The sequence below is a fragment of the Aliiroseovarius sp. ABM4_368 genome, from assembly GCF_056161205.1.
Genome location: NZ_JBSWYR010000002.1, coordinates 586356 through 612382, shown reverse-complemented (window position 1 = coordinate 612382; position 26027 = coordinate 586356). Strand labels below are relative to the sequence as shown.

The 26027-nt window shown below is 58.0% G+C and carries 23 protein-coding genes and 1 tRNA gene; 20 read left to right on the top strand and 4 right to left on the bottom strand.

The window, feature by feature from the left end:
- Nucleotides 1–15: 15 nt before the first annotated feature.
- On the bottom strand, nt 16–1374 hold the full coding sequence (locus ACXAH3_RS08900; protein WP_474861719.1) for a mechanosensitive ion channel family protein: 1359 nt from the start codon (nt 1372–1374) through the stop codon (nt 16–18).
- Between the two features lie 254 nt (nt 1375–1628).
- Here ACXAH3_RS08900 and leuC point away from each other — a divergent pair, with 254 nt between their 5' ends.
- The 8 genes from leuC (at nt 1629) to ACXAH3_RS08860 (ending at nt 8705) form a co-directional block, all read left to right on the top strand.
- Nucleotides 1629–3038: a 3-isopropylmalate dehydratase large subunit gene (leuC, locus tag ACXAH3_RS08895; RefSeq protein WP_474861718.1), complete on the top strand. Its 1410-nt coding sequence runs from the start codon at nt 1629–1631 to the stop codon at nt 3036–3038.
- The gene (locus tag ACXAH3_RS08890) at nt 3038–3730 is read left to right on the top strand and encodes a DUF429 domain-containing protein (RefSeq protein ID WP_474861717.1); all 693 of its coding nucleotides are present in this window, start codon (nt 3038–3040) and stop codon (nt 3728–3730) included. Before leuC ends, ACXAH3_RS08890 begins: the two co-directional genes overlap by 1 nt.
- Nucleotides 3731–3750: 20 nt before the next feature.
- Nucleotides 3751–4356 (top strand): 3-isopropylmalate dehydratase small subunit, encoded by a 606-nt coding sequence (gene leuD, locus ACXAH3_RS08885; protein WP_474861716.1) that lies wholly within the window; start codon nt 3751–3753, stop codon nt 4354–4356.
- A 277-nt stretch (nt 4357–4633) separates the two neighbouring features.
- On the top strand, nt 4634–5449 hold the full coding sequence (locus ACXAH3_RS08880) for a hypothetical protein (RefSeq protein ID WP_474861715.1): 816 nt from the start codon (nt 4634–4636) through the stop codon (nt 5447–5449).
- The gene (locus tag ACXAH3_RS08875; protein WP_474861714.1) at nt 5446–6519 is read left to right on the top strand and encodes an endonuclease/exonuclease/phosphatase family protein; all 1074 of its coding nucleotides are present in this window, start codon (nt 5446–5448) and stop codon (nt 6517–6519) included. Before ACXAH3_RS08880 ends, ACXAH3_RS08875 begins: the two co-directional genes overlap by 4 nt.
- Before the next feature lie 74 nt (nt 6520–6593).
- A complete protein-coding gene (leuB, locus tag ACXAH3_RS08870; protein ID WP_474861713.1) occupies nt 6594–7697 on the top strand; it encodes a 3-isopropylmalate dehydrogenase in 1104 nt (367 codons plus the stop codon).
- Nucleotides 7698–7894: 197 nt separating this feature from the next.
- On the top strand, nt 7895–8524 hold the full coding sequence (locus ACXAH3_RS08865; RefSeq protein ID WP_474861712.1) for a LysE family translocator: 630 nt from the start codon (nt 7895–7897) through the stop codon (nt 8522–8524).
- A 104-nt stretch (nt 8525–8628) separates the two neighbouring features.
- Nucleotides 8629–8705 (top strand) — tRNA-Pro (locus ACXAH3_RS08860).
- Nucleotides 8706–8780: 75 nt separating this feature from the next.
- Here ACXAH3_RS08860 and ACXAH3_RS08855 read toward each other — a convergent pair.
- Nucleotides 8781–9224 carry a c-type cytochrome gene (locus tag ACXAH3_RS08855; RefSeq protein WP_474861711.1) on the bottom strand — a complete coding sequence of 148 codons (444 nt, stop codon included), beginning with the start codon at nt 9222–9224 and terminating at the stop codon, nt 8781–8783.
- Nucleotides 9225–9789: 565 nt separating this feature from the next.
- Between ACXAH3_RS08855 and ACXAH3_RS08850 the strand changes: the two genes are divergently transcribed.
- From ACXAH3_RS08850 to ACXAH3_RS08795, 12 genes are all read left to right on the top strand, one after another.
- Nucleotides 9790–10218 (top strand): hypothetical protein, encoded by a 429-nt coding sequence (locus tag ACXAH3_RS08850; protein ID WP_474861710.1) that lies wholly within the window; start codon nt 9790–9792, stop codon nt 10216–10218.
- 3 nt (nt 10219–10221) lie between these two features.
- Nucleotides 10222–12234 (top strand): dynamin family protein, encoded by a 2013-nt coding sequence (locus tag ACXAH3_RS08845; RefSeq protein WP_474861709.1) that lies wholly within the window; start codon nt 10222–10224, stop codon nt 12232–12234.
- Between the two features lie 4 nt (nt 12235–12238).
- A complete protein-coding gene (locus tag ACXAH3_RS08840; RefSeq protein WP_474861708.1) occupies nt 12239–13783 on the top strand; it encodes a dynamin family protein in 1545 nt (514 codons plus the stop codon).
- The gene (locus ACXAH3_RS08835; protein ID WP_474861707.1) at nt 13783–14217 is read left to right on the top strand and encodes a hypothetical protein; all 435 of its coding nucleotides are present in this window, start codon (nt 13783–13785) and stop codon (nt 14215–14217) included. The genes ACXAH3_RS08840 and ACXAH3_RS08835 overlap by 1 nt, the downstream gene beginning before the upstream one ends.
- A gap of 12 nt (nt 14218–14229) precedes the next feature.
- Entirely contained in the window at nt 14230–15057 is an 828-nt protein-coding gene (locus ACXAH3_RS08830; RefSeq protein ID WP_474861706.1) for a hypothetical protein, read from the top strand.
- A 76-nt stretch (nt 15058–15133) separates the two neighbouring features.
- A complete protein-coding gene (locus ACXAH3_RS08825) occupies nt 15134–17164 on the top strand; it encodes a dynamin family protein (RefSeq protein WP_474861705.1) in 2031 nt (676 codons plus the stop codon).
- Complete coding sequence (locus ACXAH3_RS08820) at nt 17161–18444, top strand: dynamin family protein (protein WP_474861704.1); 1284 nt, start codon at nt 17161–17163, stop codon at nt 18442–18444. The genes ACXAH3_RS08825 and ACXAH3_RS08820 overlap by 4 nt, the downstream gene beginning before the upstream one ends.
- Before the next feature lie 328 nt (nt 18445–18772).
- Nucleotides 18773–20827: a serine/threonine-protein kinase gene (locus tag ACXAH3_RS08815; RefSeq protein WP_474861703.1), complete on the top strand. Its 2055-nt coding sequence runs from the start codon at nt 18773–18775 to the stop codon at nt 20825–20827.
- A gap of 193 nt (nt 20828–21020) precedes the next feature.
- The gene (locus ACXAH3_RS08810) at nt 21021–21998 is read left to right on the top strand and encodes an FHA domain-containing protein (protein ID WP_474861702.1); all 978 of its coding nucleotides are present in this window, start codon (nt 21021–21023) and stop codon (nt 21996–21998) included.
- A 2-nt stretch (nt 21999–22000) separates the two neighbouring features.
- Nucleotides 22001–22786 (top strand): PP2C family protein-serine/threonine phosphatase, encoded by a 786-nt coding sequence (locus ACXAH3_RS08805; RefSeq protein ID WP_474861701.1) that lies wholly within the window; start codon nt 22001–22003, stop codon nt 22784–22786.
- Nucleotides 22787–22819: 33 nt separating this feature from the next.
- Nucleotides 22820–24049 carry a peptidoglycan-binding protein LysM gene (locus tag ACXAH3_RS08800; RefSeq protein ID WP_474861700.1) on the top strand — a complete coding sequence of 410 codons (1230 nt, stop codon included), beginning with the start codon at nt 22820–22822 and terminating at the stop codon, nt 24047–24049.
- 38 nt (nt 24050–24087) lie between these two features.
- Nucleotides 24088–25197 (top strand): peptidoglycan-binding protein LysM, encoded by a 1110-nt coding sequence (locus ACXAH3_RS08795; protein ID WP_474861699.1) that lies wholly within the window; start codon nt 24088–24090, stop codon nt 25195–25197.
- 68 nt (nt 25198–25265) lie between these two features.
- On the opposite strand, the gene ACXAH3_RS08790 is transcribed toward ACXAH3_RS08795, so the two are convergent.
- Nucleotides 25266–25670 carry a CBS domain-containing protein gene (locus tag ACXAH3_RS08790; protein ID WP_474861698.1) on the bottom strand — a complete coding sequence of 135 codons (405 nt, stop codon included), beginning with the start codon at nt 25668–25670 and terminating at the stop codon, nt 25266–25268.
- Entirely contained in the window at nt 25670–26023 is a 354-nt protein-coding gene (locus ACXAH3_RS08785; protein WP_474861697.1) for a P-II family nitrogen regulator, read from the bottom strand. The genes ACXAH3_RS08790 and ACXAH3_RS08785 overlap by 1 nt, the downstream gene beginning before the upstream one ends.
- Between the last annotated feature and the right edge of the window lie 4 nt (nt 26024–26027).

Genomic DNA, 26027 nt, shown 5'->3' with positions numbered 1-26027 from the left:
AGGTGTGTAAACAGGTCACGGGTCGATTTTGGGGCCAGCATCCTCCAACATCCGCACCTCGCGTTGCGGGAACGGGATCGAGATGCCATGTTCCTGGAACGCATCCCAAAGAGCCAGATACACATTGCCGCGAATGTTGGTCAGCCCGCCGGACGGATCGTCGATCCAGAAGCGCAAGATATAGTCGACCGAGCTGTCCCCAAAGCCGACGATATGGCAGACTGGTGGGCGGAAGCTGAGCACGCGGTCCACGCTGCGCGCGGCTTCAATCGCAATGCGGCGCACCTGATGAGGATCGTCGTCATAGGCTGTGCCAAAAAAGATATCCAAGCGCACGAAGGCGTTGGTGTGGGACCAGTTGACCACCTGACCAGTGATCAGATCTTCGTTTGGGATCAGGTATTCGCGCCCATCCCGCGTAACGACCGACACGTACCGTGCACCCAATTGCTCGATCCAGCCGAATGTTTCTCCCAGACTGATTACGTCACCGGGCTTGATCGACTTGTCCAACAAGATGATCACCCCTGAGACAAGGTTCGACACCACCTTTTGCAGACCGAAACCAAGGCCCAGACCGATCGCACCAGACAGGAAGGCAAGCCCGTTCAGGTCGACGCCGACCGCTTTCAATGCAATAAAGAACGCCGCCCCATACAAGCCCATCTGAAGAAACTTGATGGCCAACACTTTCATCGAAGGCGAGATATCTTCGTTTTCCTGTATGCGCGCGGCAGTGCCTCGGCTGAATATTCGGGCCAGCGCGAACAACACGCCAAGGATCACGGCCACTCGGAGAATCGTCCAAAGCGAGATGCGGAAGTCCCCAACCTCAAGCGCGAGATTGTCTAAGACGCTGGCAGTTTCTTCCGTGATGCCAAGGAAATAGAGCGTCACATAAATCCACATGCCCCACATCGCCATGCGTCGCAGGGGGCGGTTTTCAATGACAAATGCAGCAAGTCCGACCAGAAGCCAGGCTGTAACCATCGTAGCGACCAGAGCGATCAGATAGCTGCGGGATGGCCATGTGACCTCGCGCATTACCGAAACGGTGCCCCATGACAGCAGGATATAGAGCATCATGGCAATGCGATTGCGAAGGTGAATGGCGAAGCGCAGCTTGCGCTTGGACCAGCCTTCCTGCGCCCGCAGCCACGCTTCGACGCGGGGGCGCAAGAACTGGGAAATGAGATATGCAGTCACCGCAAGGCCCAGCATGATCAGAACCTGATACAACCGCCATGTCTGACCAAGGCTGATGACGAAGTCACCACCGTCTTCCCATAACGACCAAAGCTGTTCGGTCAGGGATGGCCCGGACGGCTCTGGGGGCACGCTCGGTTTGACTTCGGCTGTGGGATCCTGCTCCATTCCCTCTCCTTTTTTCTCAGCATGGCATGGTCCCATACAGAAGGTCCAGAGCCTCGCCCCTTGCCCTAAAGGGCGGGAAGGGTTATCTGACCAGCATGACTCGGATTTTTGACATGGATGACCACGCGTTCTTGCCGTGGCGCTTCTTCGGCGCCCAGAACGCGGTGCTTGCCTGCCTATAAGCCTTTGACGCCCGCTTCCGCGGGCGAGCAATCCCTGTCACCCTACCCCAATGACCATCCACGGAGAGCGATATGACCGCCCCGAAGACACTCTATGATAAAATCTGGGATGCCCACGTAGCCCACGAAGCTGACGACGGCACCTGCCTGCTTTATATCGACCGCCATCTGGTTCACGAAGTAACCAGCCCGCAGGCGTTCGAAGGCCTGCGCATGGCGGGCCGCAAGGTACACGCACCAGACAAAACCATTGCCGTTCCGGATCATAACGTGCCCACCACTGCTGGCCGTGAAGATCCGTCCCAGATGACCGAAGAAAGCCGCATTCAGGTGGCTGCGCTGGACAAGAACGCCAAAGAATTCGGTGTACATTACTATCCAGTGTCTGACGTCCGTCAGGGCATCGTGCACATCGTTGGCCCGGAACAGGGCTGGACCCTGCCCGGTATGACGGTTGTCTGCGGCGACAGCCACACCGCAACCCACGGCGCGTTTGGCGCGCTGGCCCACGGGATCGGCACCTCGGAAGTGGAACACGTTCTGGCAACGCAAACGCTGATCCAGAAGAAGTCCAAGAACATGAAAGTGGAAATCACCGGCAAGCTGAAGCCGGGCGTGACCGCCAAGGACATCACGCTGGCCGTGATCGGCGAAACCGGCACCGGCGGCGGCACTGGCTATGTCATCGAATATTGCGGTGAAGCAATCCGCGATCTGTCGATGGAAGGCCGTATGACCGTCTGCAACATGGCCATCGAAGGCGGCGCACGCGCTGGCCTGATTGCGCCGGACGAGACCACCTTTGAATATGTCAAAGGCCGCCCGCACGCCCCGAAAGGCGCACAGTTCGAGCAGGCTTTGGACTATTGGATGACGCTCTACACCGACGAAGGCGCGCATTTCGACAAGGTCGTCACCCTGAAAGGCGAAGAGATCGAGCCGGTCGTCACCTGGGGCACCTCGCCCGAGGACGTATTGCCGATTTCGGCTGTTGTTCCCAGCCCATCGGATTTCGAAGGCGGCAAGGTCGACGCGGCGGCACGCTCGCTTGACTACATGGGCCTGACCCCCGGTCAGAAGCTGTCGGATATCGAGATCGACACCGTGTTCATCGGCTCCTGCACCAATGGCCGCATCGAAGATCTGCGCGCTGTCGCCGAGGTCGTGAAGGGCAAGAAGATCAAGGACGGCCTCCGCGCCATGATCGTACCCGGCTCGGGTCTGGTTCGCGCTCAGGCGGAAGAAGAAGGCTTGGCCGATATCTTCAAGGATGCCGGTTTTGAATGGCGTCTGGCAGGGTGTTCCATGTGCCTTGCCATGAACCCCGATCAGCTGGCTGAGAACGAGCGCTGCGCCTCGACCTCGAACCGCAACTTCGAGGGTCGTCAGGGCTATAAAGGCCGCACCCACTTGGTGTCGCCCGCAATGGCAGCCGCCGCTGCCCTGACCGGCAAGCTGACCGACGTTCGGGAGCTGATCTGATGCGTTTGGCCGGAATCGACGGTTGTAAGGATGGCTGGTTGGCTGTCATCGTCGATTCCGGCGCATACGCGAGTGCGCGCATCGATTGTCGCAGTTCACTGGCTTCGCTCATCGAGGAAAATCACATCGATCTTGCGGTCGTAGATATTCCGATTGGGCTCAGTTCCGGTCCGAAACCACGCAATGTCGAGACGTCGGCTCGAAAGCAGCTTGTTGGTAGATCGTCCTCGGTTTTCAACACGCCTTGCAGACAAGCACTTGACGAAGACACTTACGAGCGTGCGAGTTCAACAAACAGTCGCGTACTTGGTGTTGGTCTATCTAAGCAATCTTGGGCGCTTTTCCCCAAGATACGCGAAGCGGATGTGGCTGTTCTATCTTTGGGTCAAGATCGCATAAAGGAAGGGCATCCCGAAGTGTCCTTCTCACTGCTTTCCGGTGAACACGTCTTTGCAAGCAAGAAACGCGCCAAAGGAGCTTTTCAAAGGATCAAGCTCCTTGAACAACTTGGCTACTCGCTCGGTTCATTGGCCATGACGCTGCCAGAGAAAAACAGAGCTGCAATCGATGACTTTTTGGATGCTGCGGTGCTGACGTGGTCTGCCGAGCGCACCCAAAACAAACAAAACCTCTCATTTCCAAGAAACCCTCAAAACGACTCTCAGGGCTTGGAAATGGCAATTGTTGCCTGAGAAGGCACAGGAGAAATCAAATGGAAAAGTTTGAAAAACTGCACGGGATCGCGGCCCCTATGCCGCTGGTAAATATCGATACGGACATGATCATTCCGAAAGTGTTCCTGAAATCGATCCAACGCACAGGCTTCGGCAAGAACCTGTTTGACGAGATGCGGTACAACCGCGACGGCACCGAGATCGAGGATTTCGTGCTGAACAAACCGCAATATCGCGACGCCGAGATCCTGATCGCGGGTGACAATTTCGGCTGTGGTTCTTCGCGTGAACACGCGCCTTGGGCGATTGCTGACTTCGGCATCAAATGCGTGGTGTCGACCAGCTTTGCCGACATCTTCTTCAACAACTGCTTCAAGAACGGCATCTTGCCGATCGTCTTGCCACAGGAACAAGTTGATGTGTTGATGGCCGACGCGGAAAAAGGCTCTAACGCCCGCATGACCGTGGATCTGGAAGCGCAAGAAATCACCACCTCGGACGGCGAAACCATCGCCTTCGACGTGGACGCGTTCAAGAAGCATTGCTTGCTGGAAGGGCTGGACGATATCGGCCTGACGATGGAGAAAAAAGCCTCGATCGACGCATTCGAGGCGCAAGCCTCGGCAGCACGTCCTTGGGTTTAATCGCCAATTAATAGATACTAAAGGGGGCTTTTCATGACGATTAGCCCCTTTTTGCCGCCAATTTGGTGCATTCTGGCACCATTGTTGCCGTTTTTGGCGTATTCTCTCCTCATATCCCTTGCATGGTCTTGCGGCGCGTCTTGTTCCCGCGCAGTCTTGGCCCAACCACCCAGATTTGACCCGGCGAGGGGCAAGCGCGGAACAAGGTTGCGGCACGCATCGCACCGTCCGTAAAGCGGAGGAAGAGGCATTGGTTAGACGATTGATAGGCGCCATTGTGCGCGCTTGTCTTATGGTGATTTTGATCGCAACACCTTCGGTCCTGGTTCCAGGAGTAAGCGCCGAGGGTGGTCAGGTCGTGGCAATCCTTGCCTTGGCCGCTGCGGCGCTGACAACGTTTGAATATGCCTCGACTTATCCCAGCATTGTCGAATTTCGCGACGCCCGCCCGTTCAACCGGATTCGGTTTTTGGCACTGTTTGCGTCGGTCATTAGTCTGTCGATCATCGCACGGTCCCAGACCGATCCGTCGATCACGGTCGAGTTTCTGACTTCAATTGGCATTCTGATCGGGCAGGCGATTGATTTCCCATACAGCCCGGTTCACGCGGTGGTGTCGATCCTGCCAGCGGATGCCCCCTTCGCGGATTTGGTCCAACTGCGCGCCTTTGCGGGGATGAGCTATTTGATCTCGCTTCTGTCCATCGCGATTTTCCTGATCGCATTACGTGCCTCCAACTGGCCGTTTTACCGGCAAGAAAGCTTTAACCTGTGGGTCAACCTTCCGACCTTCAGCCCCACCACTGGCGGTGACATCGTGCGGCGCCTAAGACGCGATGCACGTTGGAATATCCTCCTTGGCTTTGCGCTGCCTTTCCTGACTCCTTTGCTGGTGGTCGAAACGGCAGCTCTGTTTGATACGTTTGAAGTGATCGAAACGCAGACCATGATCTGGACCGTCACCGCGTGGGCCTTCCTGCCTGCCAGCCTGTTCATGCGTGGCATTGCAATGCAGCGGGTGGCTGGCGTGATCAGTGACGAACGCAAGCGCAGCGGATCCCCCGCCCGCAACGGCCAGCTTGTCACCGCATGACACGCGCCCTACTGGCGCTGTTTCTGGCGCTTGTTCCCTGCACATCTCTGGCCGAGACCCTGCGGATCGCGTCATATCACACCGATATCCGCAAAAAGGGGCCGGGGCTTTTGCTGCGCGATATCTTGAAGGGCGATCCACAGATCGAAGCGTTGGCGCAAGTGATTGCCCGCTCCAAGCCAGACGTGCTGGCGCTTCAGGGTTTTGACTATGACCTCGAGGGACATGCGTTGGCGGCGTTTCAGCATGTTCTGAAAACTGCCGGTCACGAAATGCCGCACAGTTTCGCCGCCGCCCCCAATACCGGGATCGACACAGGGTTTGATCTGGATGGCGACGGGCGGCTGAATGAACCCGAGGACGCGCAGAGCTTTGGTCGTTACTCCGGTCAGGGCGGCATGGCGGTGCTGTCTCGCGTGTCGATAGGAGCTGTGAGCGATTCGAAACTTTTGTGGGCGGATGTCCCCGGCGCGCTTTTGCCCGGCGCGGATGAAATACCTTTCCCCACGCCCGAGGCTTTGGAAATCCAGCGCTTGAGCAGTGTGGCCCATTGGGATGTCGAAATTCGGCCCGAGAATGCCCCGTCGTTTCACCTTTTGACTTTCCACGCCAACACACCCGTTTTCGACGGCCCCGAGGATCGGAACGGGCGGCGCAACCATGACGAGATCACCTTCTGGGCCAAGTATCTGGACGGCGACCTGCCTTTGCCTGCGCCCGACGCGCCTGTGATAATTGCCGGAAACGCCAATCTTGACCCGCTTGACGGAGACGGTCGCCACGAGGCGATCCAAACGCTTTCGGCTCACCCGCAACTCCAAGACCCCCGCCCGCAAAGCGCCGGGGGAGCCGCCGCCGCAGACATGGACCATCGGGCCGACCCGGCGCTGGACACAGTGGACTGGCCGGACCAAAAACCGGGCAACCTGCGTGTCAGCTATGTGCTGCCCGACACCCGCCTGCGTGTGACGGACAGTGGCGTGGTCTGGCCCCTGCCCGGCGATCCGTTTGCGCAAATGGTCAAAACCGCGTCCCGTCACCGGCTTGTCTGGGTTGATATCACGTTTTGAGCCTTTGTTTTCTTGACCCTTCGGCGCGGGCAGGCTACCCCATCTGCGACGAATTCAGTGCAAGGAATGCCCCCATGACGAACCCCTCTCTGCTTATTCTGCCCGGCGACGGCATCGGTCAGGAAGTAATGGCTGAAGTACGCAAGGTGATCGACTGGATCGGCGCAAAACGCGGCGTGACCTTCGACGTAAGCGAGGATCTGGTGGGTGGTGCCGCCTATGACAAACACGGCGTGCCTCTGGCTGACGAAACCATGGCGAAGGCGCAGGAAGTTGATGCCGTTCTGTTGGGTGCCGTAGGTGGTCCGCAGTATGACGATCTGGACTTCTCGGTGAAGCCGGAACGCGGCCTTCTGCGTCTGCGCAAAGAAATGGATCTGTTTGCCAACCTGCGCCCCGCGCAATGCTTTGACGCCTTGGCCGACTTCTCGTCCCTGAAAAAGGACATTGTTTCGGGTCTGGACATCATGATCGTGCGCGAGCTGACCTCGGGCGTGTATTTCGGTGAACCGCGCGGCATTTCCGAAGTCGACGGACAGCGTGTTGGCGTGAACACCCAGCGCTACACCGAAGCCGAGATCGAACGCGGCGCACGCGCTGCGTTTGAGCTGGCCATGAAGCGCGACAAGCGTCTGTGCTCGATGGAAAAAGCCAACGTGATGGAATCGGGTATTCTGTGGCGCGACGTTGTGACCGAGGTGTCGAACGACTATCCCGAGGTAGAACTCAGCCACATGTATGCCGACAACGGTGCCATGCAGCTGGTCCGCGCGCCCAAGCAATTTGACGTGATCTATACCGACAACCTGTTCGGCGACATCCTGTCGGATTGTGCCGCCATGCTGACCGGCTCGCTGGGTATGCTGCCCTCGGCCAGCTTGGGTGCACCGATGGAGAACGGCCGCCCGAAAGCCATGTACGAACCCGTCCACGGGTCTGCCCCGGATATCGCAGGCGAAAGCAAAGCCAACCCCTGCGCTTGTATCCTCAGCTTCGCGATGGCCTTGCGTTACAGCTTTGACATGGGTGTCGAGGCCGACCGTCTGGAAGCAGCTGTCGAGAAGGTTCTGGCCGACGGTGTCCGCACGGGCGACCTGCTGAACGAAGCAGGTGTGAAACCGGTATCGACCAGCAAAATGGGTGATGCCGTTATCGCCGCGCTGGACGCCAGCCTGTAAGACACAACCAGCCCATCTTTTAAGGCCCCCGATGCCATATCGGGGGCCTATTCTTATACGCCTGCCTCCCGGTTCTTGCCCGAACCCGACCCAACCCCTGCGTTGATACGGCGCGCCAAAACCACGCCAGATACGGTTCTTCTTGCGCTCGGCAAAAAACAGGTGCTTTGTTCTACTAAGCATCGAAAGGCATTTTTATGGACTTCCAGATCTGGCTGGCATTCGTCGCGGCTTCGTCCGCACTTCTTCTGATCCCTGGACCAACCGTTCTGCTGGTCCTTAGCTATGCGATCAGCCAAGGAAAGAAAGTGGCGCTGGCCACTGTGGGTGGCGTCGCATTGGGCGACTTTATTGCCATGTCCCTGTCACTTGCGGGCCTAGGGGCATTGGTTCTTGCTTCGGCAACGCTCTTTACCGCCCTGAAATGGATCGGGGCGGCGTACCTGATTTATCTAGGTGTAAAGTTGTTCCGAAGCGCATCTTCGGCGTCGCTTGGTGCGTTGGACACCATCGCGCAACCCAAGGCATCAAGCGTCTTCGGCCATGCAGCTGCTGTCACGGCCCTTAACCCTAAATCGATCGTGTTCTTCATCGCGTTCGTGCCGCAATTTATCATGCTGGACCGCCCGCTTTTCCCGCAATTCGCGATTTTGGTACCTACATTTGTCGGGCTCGCTGCACTGAACGCCCTAGTATATGCGCTTCTCGCCGACAAAATGCGCGAGAAAATCGCAAGACCTTTCGTATTGGCGTGGTTTTCCCGCTTCGGAGGCGGTGCACTTGTCGCGATGGGTGTGGCTACGGCGACCTTCAAGCGCGCGCAATGATCTGCCCAGTCTTTTATGCCACCTGCTGACCCGCAAGCCGGACCCGAAACCCCAATTCAGGTCTTGCCCTTTGCCCGGCAAAGCGTTATCTCGCGCGGCACGGTCGGGCTGTAGCGCAGCCTGGTAGCGCACCTGCTTCGGGAGCAGGGGGTCGGAGGTTCGAATCCTCTCAGCCCGACCAACGACAAAGGCCCTGCACGGGGCCTTTTGTTATTTTGGGATAGCTTTGCGGGTAATCGCAAAGAACCAGCCCGCTTTACTGTGAGATCGTCGCGATATAGGCGACGATGTCGTCCCCGCCTTTACGCAGCTTGACCGACATGTTCGGGCGCGCCTTAGGGTCATTCAGAAAGGTACGGATGAAGCCGATGGGATCGGCGGTGTACGCGATCAAGTTCTCTGCGGTCCAAACCAGACCTTCTTCACCCGCACGGATCATGTCGTCCGTGAACATCCCAACCGGAAGCCGTGCGCTGCCATAGCGATAATCTTTCTCGGCCCCGGCTACACGGCCAACGACACCATAAAGGTTCGGGCCGGTGATGCCACCTTTGACCAGAACCTCGCCGTCCGGACTGATGATGGCGTGACACGACGAGCAACGGTTATACATCTTCGCGCCCTTTGCCGGATCGCCTTCGGCCATGGCCAGCGTGGGGGTGAGCAGCAGGGCTGTCAAAAGAGAAAACGTCTTGATCATGATGGGGCCTCGAGTGGTGGGGTTTCCTGCTCCTTACCCGACGTCGTGGAAGCAGAATTTGTCACAAATCAAACTGGAAGGTTTTTTCATCGCAGGGTTGTGTAGAGTTGGATGACTTAACTAAGCCATTAGGGGCTCAAAACCGCTTGGCTTTCCAGATACGCTAGTCTAATCCATGCCTCGACGGTCGCAGGACACATGGGATTTTCCTGCAGGCGGCGGCCTTCGAACCGTCACGCAGGCGATTCGTCTTTGCGGCGAAGTCTGTATTCCACCAATGGTCACAAGTTGGCCAAGATCAGTAATTTCGGTCAATAATTCAGCAATTCCGAGAAATTTCTGAATCTTCTGGTGACACGCCGCATTCCATTAACGGTGGAAACAAAGGCTTTTTCGCACCGCCTCATTTGCGCCTTATTTGCGGCACAAAAAACCCTCAATCGCGTCCAATTAACGCCCGGTTCTGGGTCAACTTCGTTAAGTCGTACGCTAACAAGTTCCCCGACCTTTTCATTTTTCAAGGTCAACCTGGTATCCCACTCTACCTTAAGCCAAGGACCAAATCGTGCACGCTTCATCCAATGTCGTCGACATCCAAACCAACGCCCACTTCATTATGCGCCGTGGGCTCAGCGATCGGTTGCAGTATCTCAGCACCCAGTATCCGCAAGTCGGCTTTGGCATTTCACTGGTCACTCAGCGTGGGGACCATTTCTTGCTGGCCAACCCAGCCATGGCGCTGCCCGAGAACAAAGCAGACGGCTTTCCGAATGGCGAACAGATCGCCAAATACGAGAACGGTCAGCGCTTTCAATCCATTAGCGTCTTTGCAGACGTCCCGAACGAGGCAACCCGCCAGAACGTGCCTGAGATGGAGCTGGTTCTGGACGCAATTGAGCTGATCGAATTGATCGACACGCCGTCGGCTGTGTCGACGCGTCAGCAGTATTCGGCCTCGAACTTAGGCATCATAAAAAGCGGCACCGGGGGGTAAACCATGGCGCGCAACATACATCTTCTAGCCACGGGGAACGAAGCCCTGGACCCGCTGAACGACGCGTTTGGTGGGTTGAATGCGACCATCGACCAGCTGACCGCGATTGCAGATGCGCGCAGCTCGGCCCGGTTGGCGAAGCTGAAGACGCGTATGGAAGATTTCACCGCCAATGTGACCTTTATGGGTCAGGTGAAAGCGGGCAAATCGACGCTTGTGAACATTATGGCGGGGCGTCCGGGGCTGTTGCCGTCGGATGTAAACCCATGGACCTCGGTCGCGACGACGCTGCACGTGAACACACGCACGCCAGGCGACACCAAAGCCAAGTTTACGTTTTTTGATCATGACGAGTGGCAGAACCTGACAGCCGGGGGCGGACGTCTGGGGGAATTGGCCAATCGTGCAGGCGCAGATGACGAAATGGACGACATCCGCCAGCAGGTCGAAAACATGAAGGCCCGGTCCGAAGAACGGCTGGGCAAGCATTTCGATCTGATCATGGGCCAAAGCCATTCCTATGACTCTTTCGACGAAGATCTTGTGCAGCGCTATGTCTGCATGGGCGACGAAGACGATCCGGATATCAGCGCCGACAGCGGGCGTTTTGCGGATGTGACCAAAACAGCCGAGCTGTATCTGGACATCCAGCAGTACCCGATCTCGCTTAACCTGAGCGACACGCCGGGCGTGAACGACACATTCATGGTGCGCGAGCAGATCACCCTGCACAGCCTGCGCGGGTCCGAGGTCTGCGTGGTCGTGATGGCCGCCAGCCAAGCACTAACTACGATGGATCTGGCGTTGATGCGCATGATCTCGCAGTTCGAAAACCGTCAGATCATCCTGTTCATCAACCGCATTGACGAGCTGAACGACCCAGTAAACGAAGTGCCGGAAATCCGCGACCGCGTGAACGACATGCTGAAGCAAAGCAGCATGGGAACAGACACCAGCGTCATTTTCGGCAGCGCCATCTGGGCCGAGGCCGCCTTGACCGGCAACTCGGATCTGATGACCGAAGACGCGGCGAAATCGCTGAACAAGCTATATGCCGCCGCCGGGTTTGATGACGACGGGATGTCGCTTGAGAAGATCTGGGCGCTCTCGGGCCTGCCAGATCTGCTGCTGGCGATGAACGAACGAATAGCGGAAGGTGCAGGCGCACGTCTGTGCAACAAAGTGCGCAACCGGGCGCGCAACATGGCCAGCCAGATCCGCGCGACATCGGTCGCGAAGACGCTGACCGACACGGGCACAATGGTCTATGATCTGGACGGGAAAACGCCGGAAGAGGCTATTCGCAACGTGGCCGCAGATTATGAAACCCGTGTGGCGGATATCACCCATTCTCTGCGGGATGCCGTCGTGAAACGACTGGCCCGCACGGAAGAAAACTTCATAAAGCGCGCTACGGCATCCCTGATCGAACATCTTGAAAAAAATGGCGAAAACGGCACATGGCAGTATGATCCGGCCGGGTTCCGTGCGCTTCAGAAATCCGCCTATTTCAACTTTGCTCGCGCCATGCGCAAAGAAGTCGGCGCACTTTATGAAGCTGCCGCACATGACATCGAAGCGGTGTATCGCAATTTGCTGGGACAGCAGTTGGGCGAGTTCACAATCGAGCCCCCGATTGTGCCGAACGTGCCGCCTCCGTTGGCGATTGGTCGCACGATTGCGCTGGACTTGCAAAGCACGTGGTGGCGCCGCTGGTGGCAACGCCGCAAGGGTGTGGCATCCTATGCAGCGGACTATACACGATTGGTCGCGTCCGAGGCTGCGTCGATCACGAAAGATATCGAAGAAAACCAGATCGCAGCGGTGCTGGAAAACGTCCGCGCCGCACTGTCCGAGTTCATGACCGAGCAACAGGAAACGCTGCTGGGAATCTCTGAAACAGCGCAGGCGCAACTTGGCGAGGACGCACTGAAAGCGGCGGGTTTGAAATCCACCAAAACGCCGGATGAAATTCTGGGTGATATCCTGAAAGATCTGGGCACCGAGGCGGCTTGAAAGAATGACTAAACAAGACACCCCACGCATCGTCACATCAGATCAATGGAAGCGCCTGAAGCGCTGGTCGCACCGCAAGCCGGTCTTTGCCCTGATGGGAGAGTTCAGCGCCGGCAAATCGACGCTTTTGAACTTTCTTCTGAAGCACGAAACCCTGCCGACGCAGGTGACGGCGACGCAGCTACCTCCGATCTGGTTTTCGTGGGGGAACAAACCAGCCTATGTGCAGAAACTTGATGGCAGCCGCGAACCGATCGAGCTGAACCAGATCTCCGAGGTTGGCGTTCAGGGCGCGCATTTTGTGCGAGTCTATCTAGAGGCGGACATTCTGGAAGCGGTCGATCTGATCGACACGCCCGGCATCTCGGACCCGAAAATCTCGGCCGATGTTTGGCAGCGCGCTGTGGGTCAAGCCAACGGCGTTTTGTGGTGCACCCATTCCACGCAGGCCTGGCGCGAGACGGAGCGCGCGACCTGGGCGTCGCTGCCTGAGCGTCTGCGCCAGAATTCGCTTTTGCTGGTGACGCGGGCGGATGCTTTGAACGAAACGGATCGCGCCAAGGTGCGGCGCCGGATCAACCGCGAAACGGGTGATTTGTTCCGTAAGACAATCATGATTTCGGCCCGCGACGCCATTCGCGCACGCGACAGTGAAGAACACGCCGATCTTTGGGCAGGAAGCGGTGGCGGCAAGTTGGTAAACAACTTCCTAACCATCACCGCCGACATCATGAACGCCCGTGCTACGATGCTGGCGCGGTATCAGAAAGACAACAACAGCGAAGAAGCCAGTTCTGACGCGTTACAGTTGGGGGCCGAGACGTCTACCCGCGTTTGGAACCCGCCGGTTATGTCTGTTGTGGATGACCCCGCGCCCGAGGCGACAGACGGCGACAACAACAATGTCGTGCGTATCCGCCCTGCTCGCCCACGCCGGGAAGACAAGCCGCGCGATACGTCCACGCGCCGCGAACGCATCCAAGCGCATGAAGCCAACAAACTGCGCGCGCAGATACGTCAGGACGGCCACGGCGACCATGATGTTCAAGGTCTGAAATCGGTGTTTGATACCCCAGAGGTATCCGAGACGGACCCGCAGGACGACGCGTCGGACGCGTTTGAGGATATTGAGACTAACCTGCCCTCGGGCGAGGCGATCGACGCTGCCGAACCGCTTGAGGATAAAACAGACACGCCTGAGGATACGGCCGACGATACTCACGCCGCCAATCTGATTGCATCCGTGGCCGAGCTTGTCGCAGATAAGGACGATGCTCAGGCCGACGACGCGCCCGCTGCTCAGGCCGAAAGCCAACCGCTTTACAGCTTGCTCGAAACCGCTCCGCTTTGTGCCGCAGACGAATGGGCCGCGCATCTGGCGACGCTTCAAGATGTCTCGGACCCGGTGGCGTTGATGGATGCGTTTCAGGAATTTCTGAAGCAGTTTGACGACCGCGCACGCGAGCATCACGCGAAACTTTCCGAAGACGTACTGCAATCTCTTAGCGACGCTTCGACGGACGGCGATACCGTCTGGCACGTCCTGTGATGCAATTGGCGCACGCCAGCGGTTTAACCGGCGCGCCCCTGTCGCTTGACGATGCGCTTTCGGCAGCCATGTTGGCCGTCCCAAACTGCGTTGCGGCGGGCTATGTTGACATGCAGACTGGGTTTTTGCTGGGGATGCAGGGGCACGACGCCGACAGCATGGCCGCGCTAGAAGTCATGTCGACCTCGATCGCCAATCTGATCCTTGGGCGCGGTGTGTGCGCGTTCGAGCAGCTGTTGTCGGGCGATGGCGCGGCGGAAAGTGCCGCATTTGGCGAGTTTGCAATCTATTCCGGCAACCGCCTGTATCTGCTTCTCAGACGCCCCGACCAGCCGGACCATTTGGTCTGTTTCGTCTCGGATGATCATACGAATGTCGGGCTGGCCCTGACCAAATCCGAAGCGACAATGAACATGATTGCGGCGGCGGTATAGGCAGGGCAGTTGGTGAAACAGGTTGATATACTCGCCCAGCTTGAACAGGTCGTAGACTGCACCAAACCCCGTCTGGACCCCAGTGTGCTTCTTACCGAAGGCAGCGCAGAAACCCGCAGCAGGGCAGCTTTGGATCGCATGCGCGCGACGATCCTGCCTCGGGTCATTCGGATCACCAATGATCAGGACGACGCCGTGACCCTGTCGGTCGTTGATGGCCGCGTCTCGGGAATGCCTGAAGCGTTGATGGACGGGGTACAGGCGACCCCGCCTGAAACCACGGCCGAGCATGTGGCCCAGATCCTGAACATGGTATGCTCGGGTACCGGTGTTCAGCTTCTCAGCACTCCGCCGGACGAAGAAAACGACATTGTGGCTACGGGGGTGCTTGTGTCCGAAGTTGATGCCGCCATTGACGCGCTGGAACCCGTGCCTTCGACGAAGCCCGCCCCCGTGGGTGAAACCTCTGCCCCCCTTGCGGCTGGCATGCCCGACAGCGGCATGGCTGCGCAGTTTTACGAGACAGCCCAGAGGATAAGTGACCAACGAATTCTGGTTGGGCATCGCAGCGGCACCACGACCGGGCCGGAAAGCGTTTTGACGCAAAACATGGATGCAGTGCAGCAGATGATGGATGACCTGTCCGCGTGGGAGGCTGACAGCAACACCGCAAAGGCAGGCGCGCAGCTGGTCATTATGCGCGCACAAGGGCAAGACGCGCCCAGCCTGACGATCTGCCGCGATGCTGATGCGACAACCATGGCGGCGCATCACACGCGCAAGCTGGGTTCCGTTGTGCAGCTGTGGAAATCATTGACAACACAGGGAAATATTAGCTGAATACTGTGAACATACGGCGACAAGATTGGTCGTCGGTTCAAATTTTACTTAATTAAAGCGAGTTGGAAGTCATTTTATGGATGAGGTTCGCCGACAGGCGTTAATTCGGATCGCCGAAGAAATGGTTAAAACGGCCAGCGACGAAGCGCAGCCGTTCATTTCGCGCATCTTGACGGACCTGAATGCACTTAACCCCGGTATTGCTTTTGTCGGACAGATCAAGGCGGGCAAGTCTCGTTTGATCAACGGCTTTACGGGGCAGGCAAATTTCCTGCCCTCGGACGTTAACCCGTGGACCACCGTGATCACCGACATGCATTTCGGACATCCCTCGGGGCGCACCACGGGTGGCGCGTTTCATTTCTTTGACCACATCCAATGGCGGGCGCTTCTGTCCGAAGGTGACGAGATCCGTGCGCTGCTGCCAGATGCCGGGGACGGATATAAACGCCAGATCATCGAAGACCAGATCGAGGCGATGAAGTCTCGTGCCAAGGCACGTCTGGGGGATCGCTACGAGGATTTGCTGGGCACGACGCATGACCTTGAGGACCTAACGCAGGACGAACTTGCTCGCTATGTCAGCGCGGGCCCCGACCCCGAAGATCAGGCCGACACCGCTTCGGCTCCCTACTACAGCGACCTGACGCGCAAGGCAGACTTGTATTTCGATCAGGGCCTCTTTCCCTTCCCGCTGACCGTCACCGACACACCGGGCATCAACGACCCACTTCTGATCCGAGAAGAAATCTCGCACCAGTATCTGCGCAACTCGGATTTCTTCGTGGTGGTTTTGTCTGCCCATCAGGCGCTGTCGCAGGCGGATCTGAAGCTGCTGCGCCTGATGCAGGCGCTTGAGCTTGGGCAGATGGTGGTTTTCGTAAACCGCGTGGACGAGCTGAACCAAGGCGTCGAGGACGCGGCGAAGGTTCACGCCGATGTGCGCACCGGGCTGGAGCGGGCCTTGGGCAGTTCCCGGATGACCGTGATCATGGGCAGCGCGCAATGGGCGCATTATGCGCTGACCGGGAACGCGACCGGAATCGACCACGATCAGATTTTGGCGTGGCTGAAGGCGCATCCACAGAAGATGCAGCGCTTTCTGGAAGGCATCGAGTATTTGAAACAAAACCAGCCTGAAGACGCATCCCAAAGCGCGTTGCGGCTGGCAGCGATGATCGCCTCGGGCCTACCGGATTTGCGTAAACATATGATCAACGAGGTCACGGACGGTCCGCGCACCGAACGCATTCAGATCGCCGCGCAGCATCTGCGCAGCTTTGCCGCAAGCGAACTGGAGCGCCGCCGCGTGCATCTGAAAGTGGTGGATGGCGACACTGCCGACATCGACACAGCGCACGACAACGGCGACACCCGCGCGCATCTGAGCCAGATGGTGAATGATGCCAAGACCCAACTGGCCGCCGAGGTGGTAGAAGCGGTCTTAGAACTGCGGCAGAGGCTTGAAACTTCGGTCCTGTTACAAGTGCCCGGTGTGGTTCAGGGCAGCGGTGGTGCCTCGCCCCTGCTAGACAGCAGCGGCGCGACCGAGCTGGACTTTGCCAAGCTGCGCCAAACCCTGCGCGAACAACTGTTGGATGCTGCGCATGAACAGCGTCAAAACATGCTGAACCAGCTTTATATGATTGATATGCAGTCGAACGCTGTACTGGCAGAAAATGGCGATGGCGACGAAAGCACGCCCCTGAATGTGGACGGCAGCGCGCTGCGTTGGTACCGCCCGGACACCAGCGCCCTGACCCGCGGTATCACGGTCGAGCTGCGCGTGTCGTGGCTGTCACGCCTTTTGAACAAGAAATCCGTTGTTGCTCGTACCGAACAGATGATCACGCGAGAGTTTCTGGCCATCGCGACCGATCTGGTGGATCAGTTCCAATCCGATCTAACCGGGCGCCTGAACACGGTGATGGATCACCATCAGGCCGTTCTGGCCACCCGGTTTAACGAGCTTGATACAGCCCAAACTGCCTCTCGCCCTGACGCGTCTGCTGCCTTGGAAAACGCTAAGAGGCTTGCAAATCAGCTGGAAGCGTTGTTCCAAGAAGGGGACGAACCTGAAGAACAGCGACTCGAGGCGGTGACGTGATCAATTTTCCTCAAACAGATGCGGTCCTTGAACAGCTGCGCGCGTTTCTGTCGAAAACCAAATCTGCGCCAAGCTCGGCCCCGCTGGAAAACATGCGGGCGCTGGCGCAGGGGCATATCGACCAGTTAAGCAGCGCCGTCACCATCGGCTTCGCAGGTGAATTCGGGGCCGGCAAATCCAGTCTGGCCAACATGCTGGCCGGCACCGACATCTTACCCACGGGTCCACAGCATCTGAAACTGCCCTTGGTAATCGTGAAATACGCCCCCCTGCCCGAAACCACGATTGGCTGGTGGGACAAGACACCCATTGTCCTTGAGGGGATTGATCTAGAAACGGCGGCAGAACGGTCGCCCGACTTCATCTCGGTTGGGTTGCCATCTGACGCGCTGAAAGAGCTGGTGCTGTTCGACCTGCCCGGCTCGGGTGCTTTGGATGAAAGCTATAAGCAGACGCTGGAGCTTTTGAAGTTCGCAGATTGCGCAATATGGTGCACGAACGGCACAAACGCGTGGCGTGAAACCGAGCGTTTCCTGTGGTCGCAGGTCTCGGGCGATCTTCAAGATTATAGCCTACTTGCGATCACCCACACGGACCTGCCGGTCGTTCAGGAAACCCTACCGCAATTAGTCACAAAACTGGAAAACGACACGAAAGGGCTGTTTAAGGCGGTGGTTCCCATCGGCACGCCCGTCGCCGTGGAAGCGATGGCCCAGGAGCCTGAGCCGGATTTCGATCTTTGGGCTGCTTGTGGTGGTGAAGATCTGGCACGGCGTGTGTTGGATCTGGCAGCCGCGCGCAAGTCGCGCGATCTTGAGAAAGCCAAGGCAGATATCGAGGCGACACTAACCCCCGCACTGGCCGCTTTGGGCGCTGCGGAAAACTCAGCGGCACCGGATACGGCCCCTGCGTCGAAGACTGCGCCCGAGCCAGCGGAAACCTCGGATCTGGAGAACCCCATTCTGGACGATTGGAAAGCCGCGCTGCGTATCCTGATTGCTGAACTGCGCGACAACTCTGATCTTGATCCCACCGACATCCTGTGCACGTGCCAAGAGCTGGTCGACAAGTTCACCGAGAAACTGGAACCCGGTCGCAGCATTGACGCCTCGGCCGAATGGATCGTGGGCGAGTTCGAGAATGCCTCGGATCTGCTAACCTTAATGCAATTTGAAGACACGCCGAATGCCTCGGAAGCCGTATTGAACATCCTGAAACAACTCAGCGACAACCTGTCTTGGGCGGGCACTCGGGCTGCTGTGGAACAGGCACGGGCCTAGTCGAATCTGCAAAAAGATCCAGATCAACTAAAAGCAGAATCATCCCAGCACGCGTGCTGTGACACCTACCGACTCGCGCAGACCACCCCGGAATCGCGACATATAGATGGTTACATACCCCAGCAACCTTCTTCGTTTGAGCAACAAAGCGGACCAATCGCGCGCTTTGTCTCTATGAGTCATAGCTAAGTCATGTGCCCGCCACAGTTTGGTCCAAATTCCTAAGTCTAACTTCCAGTCGTATCAGGGGTTGTATGTTCCCAGTAGTGTTGGTCCTTCAGTATGGACGCCCTTTCTGCCAGAAAAATTGACGCAGGTTAGACCAAAGATGAGCCAAAATCAGGCTTCGGGACAGGACTTAAACACCCCCCAGATTGCAGCCTTGCAACCCGGTGAAAAATTGCTGCGCGGACAGTACGAAATTCTGCGTTTCCTGAACAACGGTGGCTTCGGCATCACCTATCTGGCGCGCGACAGTCTGGACCGGAATGTGGTCATCAAAGAGTGCTTCCCGGGTGCCCTGTGTCAACGTGCTGGCAGTCAGGTTGAAGCCGCCGATCCTGCTTACAATGACGACCTGCGCTCGATCATCGAGCTGTTCATTCAAGAAGCCCGCAACCACGCGCGGCTGGTGCACCCAAACATCGTGAACGTGCATCAGGTGTTTGAAGACAACCAGACCGCCTATATCGCGATGGATTTGATTAAGGGCGGCGATCTGCTTGATTATGTTCAAGATAAACGGAACACGGTGACGCCCGATTTCATCGTTATGGTTACTGAAAAGATGCTGTCGGCGGTGTCTTTCATCCACGACAACGGGATGCTGCATCGCGATATCTCGCCCGACAACATCCTGATCGACGAGCACGGCGAACCGATCCTTATCGACTTTGGCGCCGCGCGCGAACAGGCAGCAAACCGGTCGGCCGCGCTGTTGACCCTGCGGGTGATCAAGGACGGGTATTCCCCGCATGAATTCTATGCACGCGGTGCTGATCAGGACACGACAAGTGACCTGTATGTGCTGGCCGCAACCCTGTATCACGCCATCAGCGGCGAGCGTCCCATTGACGGGAAATCGCGGCTGGATGCGTTCAACAGTGGTGCAGAAGATCCTTATGTTCCGCTGGCGGGGAGGTTCGAGGGCTATCCCGATGGTTTCCTCGAGGCATTGGACAAGGCAATGGACGTTCACATCGTCAACCGCGTTCAATCTGCGCTTGAATGGCTGCGGATGTTCCGGGGCCCTGGTGTGGTGTTCGAAGAATTCGGATATCGCCCCAGCTCGGTCATCGTGGCGTTAGAGCGCCCGAAAGAGCCCGAGACCAACTCCGAAAACGCCGAAGCCATCGTCACTGCCCTTTTGGCCAGCGAAGATGACGTCGTTACGACCGCACAGTCCGAAGGGCTTACTCAACCCAAGCCAGAAAACAACCCGTCCGTAACAGTTGTCAAAAGCAACTCTGGCGGAGGCGGCAAAGCCATCGCAGGCTTGGTAGCATTGGTTCTGCTTGGCGCAGGTGGGTACTTTGCCTTCAGTGGTTCGGGCGGTGACGAGGCAGTTGAGATGGCCGCAGTCACTCCTCTACCGGTCGCGTCTAACCCGACTCCTGAGGCCCAGCCGGAAGCAGAACCGGTTGTTGAAACTGAAGCGGCTGTTGAAGCTGAAATCGTTTCAGAGCCTGAAACCCCGGCACCCGTTGTGGCCGAAGTCACAGAAGCCGCTGCCCCCGCACCTACCCTTGCACCAGCCCCCGTCGCGCCCGACGATCTGCTGGAACAGCAAGTCGCCTTTGGCCATTGGGATGTGGAAATCCCCTTTGCCACCAGCACCCGCCGTCTGTCCACCGGCAGCGCTGTTGCGATCACCGGCGTTGACCCCAGCCGCGACATGTCTGTCGTTGGGGATTGGGTCACTCGTGGGGCCGTGATCTATACGATCAATGGTAAACCGGTGTCTGACAGCGCCAGCTTCGCAGCCCGTATTCTGGACGATGTGACAGTCGACCCTGATGGCTTTATCCGCGCCGCTGCACGTTACCGCCCGACCGGAAGCACCCGCCCCTTGAACGGATTGTTGGCCTTGCCTGCGGTTCGCATCTTCGGACTGGAAAACGGTGTCGGCCTGACGGCCAGCAATGCGGATAACGGCGAATGGGCCGTTCGCGTGACCCGCTTGCCAGCCGATCCGGTTGGCGATCTGCGCGTGGGCGACATCCTGTTGTCTGAAGGCACCACCGGACAGTCGATCGACGCTGCGGAAAGCCTTGATCGTATTCTTGAAACCCTTGTCGCCGATGGCGTGTCCCAAGCGCGCCTAACCGTCTTGCGCAATGGCGGCGAGGTTCAGGTCACCATGCAACTTGCAGGGGGAACTTGACGCCACGCATCCAACCGACTGCCAGAATGTGTTCTCTGAGGGCCTGAATGGCCCGGCGGATGTTGGACCCGCCGCAGTGTTTACCCAGTAACCCAGTATCCAAAATCTTACTCTGCCCGGGCAGTTTGCCCGGCTGGAATGATCGATCATGTGCCGGGGTCTGCCCGGTGAAAGAGTGAAAGGTGACGTTGCCATGTTCAAATACAAAAGCCCCCTCAGCCGCTTGCTTGAAGGAAGCGCGAAACACGCGAACAAGGACACATCCCACGAGGATGAATGCGACACCGCCGAGGACGAACCGATTGCTGACCTGCACGCCCTGCGTCAGGTGTTGGCTGGTGGGAACGAGACTTCGGAAGCGGATCAAGACGTAGACGAGATTGACGACGAACCTGTCGCCGAAGACATTCAAACCGAAGAAATCGCCCCGCTTGAGGTCGAAGAAGTTCCGGTTGCCGACGATCAGCCTGTGCCCGTCGAAAACGTGCTCAACGCAGATGACGATTCGGACGCGATTGTGAACACGATCCTGGCCGAGGAACTGCCCGGCCGTTATCCCAGCGCCGAACCGCTGGAAACGGCTGAAATTGCAGAGCCCACAGAACCGGAAACCGTCGAAGCCCCGGCCCCTGCGGTGGAAACCGAGGCCGAAACCGAAGCCGCGCCGCTCTCAGAGGCTGAACCAGAGCCTACTCCCACCCCAGCCCCCGCAGCGGATCGCAGCGAGCGCGTGAAAACCACTTTCCTTGGCTTTGAACGCCCAGACACCCATGTGCAAGACAGCATTGAGGCCGCGCCGATTTCGAAGCCGATGCCGGCACAAGCCTCGTTCCCGGTGGGCTGGCTGGTCATCACCGAAGGGCCGGGACGCGGCACCAGTTTCCCACTGATTGAAGGGCTGGCCCAGATCGGCCGCAATGATGATCAGGCCGTCCAGCTTGATTTCGGTGACAACGGCATCTCGCGCGCAGGTCATGCAGTGGTGGCCTATAACTCGGAAGATCGAACCAGCTATTTGGGGCATGGCGGTAAAGCCAATTTGGTGCGACTGAACGGTGGCCCAGTTCTCAGCACAGTGCCGCTGAGCAATGGCGACACGATCCGGATCAGCGACACAACCCTGCGCTTCGTTGCCTTCTGCGATGACAGCTTTGACTGGCAGGACAGCTGATTATGCTGGCCAATCCGGCATATGATATCGCCCTTGTGGCCGATCAAGGCAGGCGCGACACGCAGGAAGACGCCATTGCCGCGCGCTTCTTTGACGCCCTAGATGCGGGCTATGTCGTTATCGCCGACGGCATGGGCGGGCATGAGGCCGGGGACGTCGCTTCGGGCATTGTGAAGGCCACATGGCAGACAGAGCTGGACAGCCTTCTGGAAAGCGGCAATTGCGAGCCCGATCAAGTTACCGCGTGCCTGACCAAGGTCGCCCTGCGTACAAATGACGCCGTCGCCACCTATCTGGACAAGAATGGCGCCGATCTGCGGATGGGGTCGACCCTTCTGGGCGTCCTTCTGCGCGGCAAAAATCTAAGCTGGGTCTCGGTCGGGGATTCGCCGCTTTACTTGTGTCGCAGCGGATTCATGATGCGGATCAACGAAGACCACTCGATGGCGCCTATGATCGACGCGCAGGTGTCCGATGGCACCCTGACCCATCAAGAGGCCCGCAACCATCCCGACCGTAATCAGCTGACATCCGTCATCATGGGCGCGCCGCTGCCTAAGCTGGATTGCCCTGAAGCGCCGGTCGAGCTGGCGAAGGGGGATGTGGTTTTGGCGGCGAGCGATGGGCTTCAGTATCTCGAGGACGACGAAATCCAGGACCTTGCCAACGCTTACAAAGACCAGCCCGCCCGCGACCTTGCTGTCGCGCTGGTGCAGGCACTGCGCGCCAAAGCCCATCCCGATCAGGACAACATCACAATCGCGGTGATCCGCCCAGTGAACGTCTGACTTTATGATTTAAACGAAGGACCCACAGGAACTATGAGAAACCTTTTCTTCGCATCCGGTCTAGCCATGACGGCCATGACAGGTTCCGCTTTCGCCCAAGAGGCATGCTCGGACTATGTGGTCAAACGGGGCGACAGTCTGCGCGAGATTTCGCTGCGCGTGTTCGGAAGTTCGGACTTTCGGCAGATCTATAACGCCAACAGGGATGTGATCGGCAAAGATCCGAATATCATCCGACTGGGGATCACGCTGTCGATCCCCTGCCCAACGCCGGTCGCAGGTCAAACGGTCGTGGCCACAACCGAAGCCGAGAAAATGGCGCGTGAAATGTCGGCCGAGTTGATCGCCGCCGCCGAAGCCCGCGCCGAAGCTGCCATTGCGGAAGCTCAGAAAGCCAGCGCCGCGGCCGTGGCCGCTGCGAATGCTGACGCCGCCGCCGCAATCGAAGCCGCCCGCGCCGAAGGGGCCGCGCTGATCCGCGACGCCGCAAAGCCCGGCGCCTCGCCAGTGGATGAACGCCAGATCCTGCTGATTACCGGCGGCAACTATGCGCCTTTCACGGACGAAGCCCTGCCCAATCGCGGCCTTTATACCAAGCTGGTGGAAACCGCGCTTTTGCGCGCTGCGCCCGAGCAATCCTATAAGATCCAGTTCGTGAACGACTGGGCCTCGCATCTGGATCTTCTGATGCCAACGCTGGCATTTGACGCAACCTTCCCGTGGTCTCGTCCGGATTGCGACGCTGCCGACACACTGTCGGAAAGCGACCGCGAACGCTGCGAAACGTATAACTTCTCGAACCCTTTCTACGAAGTTGTAGACACGTTCTTTGCCAAGGACGGGTCGGGCTATGAGGAATCGTTAAGCCATGCGGATTTCGCAGGCACTACGATCTGTCGCCCCGAGGGCTGGTCGCTGACTCATATGGATGCGGTCGGCCTGTACGAGCCCGCGATCACCCTGATGCGCCCGATCTCGCCCGATGACTGCTTTGACGCAGTGGCCAACGGCACTGCCGACATCGTCGCCATCGAAGCCCATCTGGCGGTCGAAGCTATCAATCGTTTGGGCCTTGAAGGTGTTTTGATCGAGAACCCCAATCTGGCGGCGATCAAGGGTCTGAATGTGATGACCCACGTAGACAACCCCGACGGCGAAGCCGTTCTTGAGATCCTGAACCGGGGTCTCGACATCATGCAGCAATCTGGCGAATGGCGCGACATCGTGTCGACCGCCCTGCGTCATCAAATGGAAAACAGCTAAGGCCCGACCCGGCCAAGAAGAAATCTGGAGGTTTGGAAATGTTTAAACTCACTGCGAAGAAGCTGGCGATTGCCACGACCGCCGCGCTTGCTCTGTCTGCGGGGGCCGCAAGTGCCCAGCAGGCTTGTACCAACTATACCGTGTCGGATGGCGACACATTGGCAACCATTGCCATTGCGGCCTATGGCACGTCGAACTATCAGCCGATCTTCAACGCCAACCGCAACGCGATCACAAACCCCAACGCGCTTGAGCCGGGTCTCGTGCTGGCCCTACCCTGTGAGGATGGCAGCCTGCCCGACGGCCGCTCTGCTCAGGAAATTATCGCTGCTGAAGAAAACCGGTTTGCCGAGACCAAACGCTCCAGCGTCTATGAGCCACCGATCCGGCTTGTGACCGGCAATGGCTGGGCGCCCTTTGCGGATGAATCGCTGAATGGTGGCGGGTTCATCACCCGTCTGGGAACCACGTCGCTGCAACGTGGCGGCAATGCGCGCGACTTCTCGGTCAGCTTTGTGGATGACTGGAACTCGCACCTTGAAGTTCTGCTGCCCTTGGGCGCGTTCGACATCTCGATGGCATGGGTGATGCCCGACTGTACCAACCGCACATATGAATGGTCGGAAGAGACCACCGTACGCTGCAACCAGTTCGATTCCTCGGTGCCGGTCTATGACACCGTGTTTGGTGTCTATTCGTTGCCGGACAGTGAATATGCGTCGGCAACCACATACGAGCAGCTGAAGGGTTCGACTGTCTGTCGGATGACCGGCTGGGGTCTGGCCGATCTGGAAGCCAATGGTCTGCAAGCGCCGGGCACCATGACCCTGTTGCAGCCCGTCACCGCGCGTGAATGCGTAGACGCAGTTCTGAATGGCACTGCCGACGTCGCCACCTTCGAAGTTCAGCTGATGTCGGACACTTTGGTCGAGATGGGCCTGACGCCGAATGACATCGTGGAAAACCCCTTCGTGTCTACCGTCCAGTCGCTGCGCTTTATCGCGCACCGCTCGAACCCATTTGGCCGTCAATATTTGTCGATGCTGAACAAAGGTCTGAATGAAATGCGCGAGTCGGGCGAATGGTACGCAGTTGTATCCGACACTCTGCGCGAACATAACGAAAAGCTGATGGCTGCCTCGAACTGAGGCTAGTCAAAGCTTAAATCAGAAACGGCCGGCAATACGCCGGCCGTTTTTTGTTAGGTCGTACCAAGTCATTCCGCTTCGGGTAACGCATAACTTAGTACCATATCGCGCAACGTGACCAACCCACAGGCGGTGCCATCTTCGATCACCAAAGCGCGTCGGTGATCCAAACGCGACAGCAGGCGCACCGCGTATTTGACAGCCATGTGGTCGGCCACCGTCAGGGCGGGTTTATCCATCACCTCGTATACATTCGTGCGGTCCAGCGACTTGTTCAGCGCGATCGTGCGCTCAGCAATCATATCGATCGAGACAATGCCGTATTCATCATCCTCGTGACGCCGCTCGATCACCAGTGCAGTAACGCCCTTGGACTGCATCTCGTTCACCGCTTCGCGCACCGTTGCCAGACCACTGATCATATGGATCGTGCTCTGCATCACATCGCGGACTTTCTTTTTGTTCTCGTCCATCACAAGTCCTCCTTGGTGATTTCCTTTTGGATCGAGGCGATCTGACCAGACAGACCAATCGCGTCTTCGATGTCCAATTGAAAGGCGACCCCTGTGCCGGGATCTTCATCAAACCGACAGGCCGCACCGATGGTTTCTAGGATCAGGCGGCTGTGGTGTTCTTCGACCAGAAACAAGATCACATCCCGCTGCCCAGCCACCGTCAGACCAAAAAAGGACTTGGTCGGATGCAACCCTTCGCCCCGCGCCGAGGTGATGACGGTGCAACCAGTAGCGCCCTTTTCGCGGGCCGCTTCAATGGCGGTGTCCGTCAGTTCATCCTGCGTCATCACAATGATCAGTTTAAACTTCATGGTT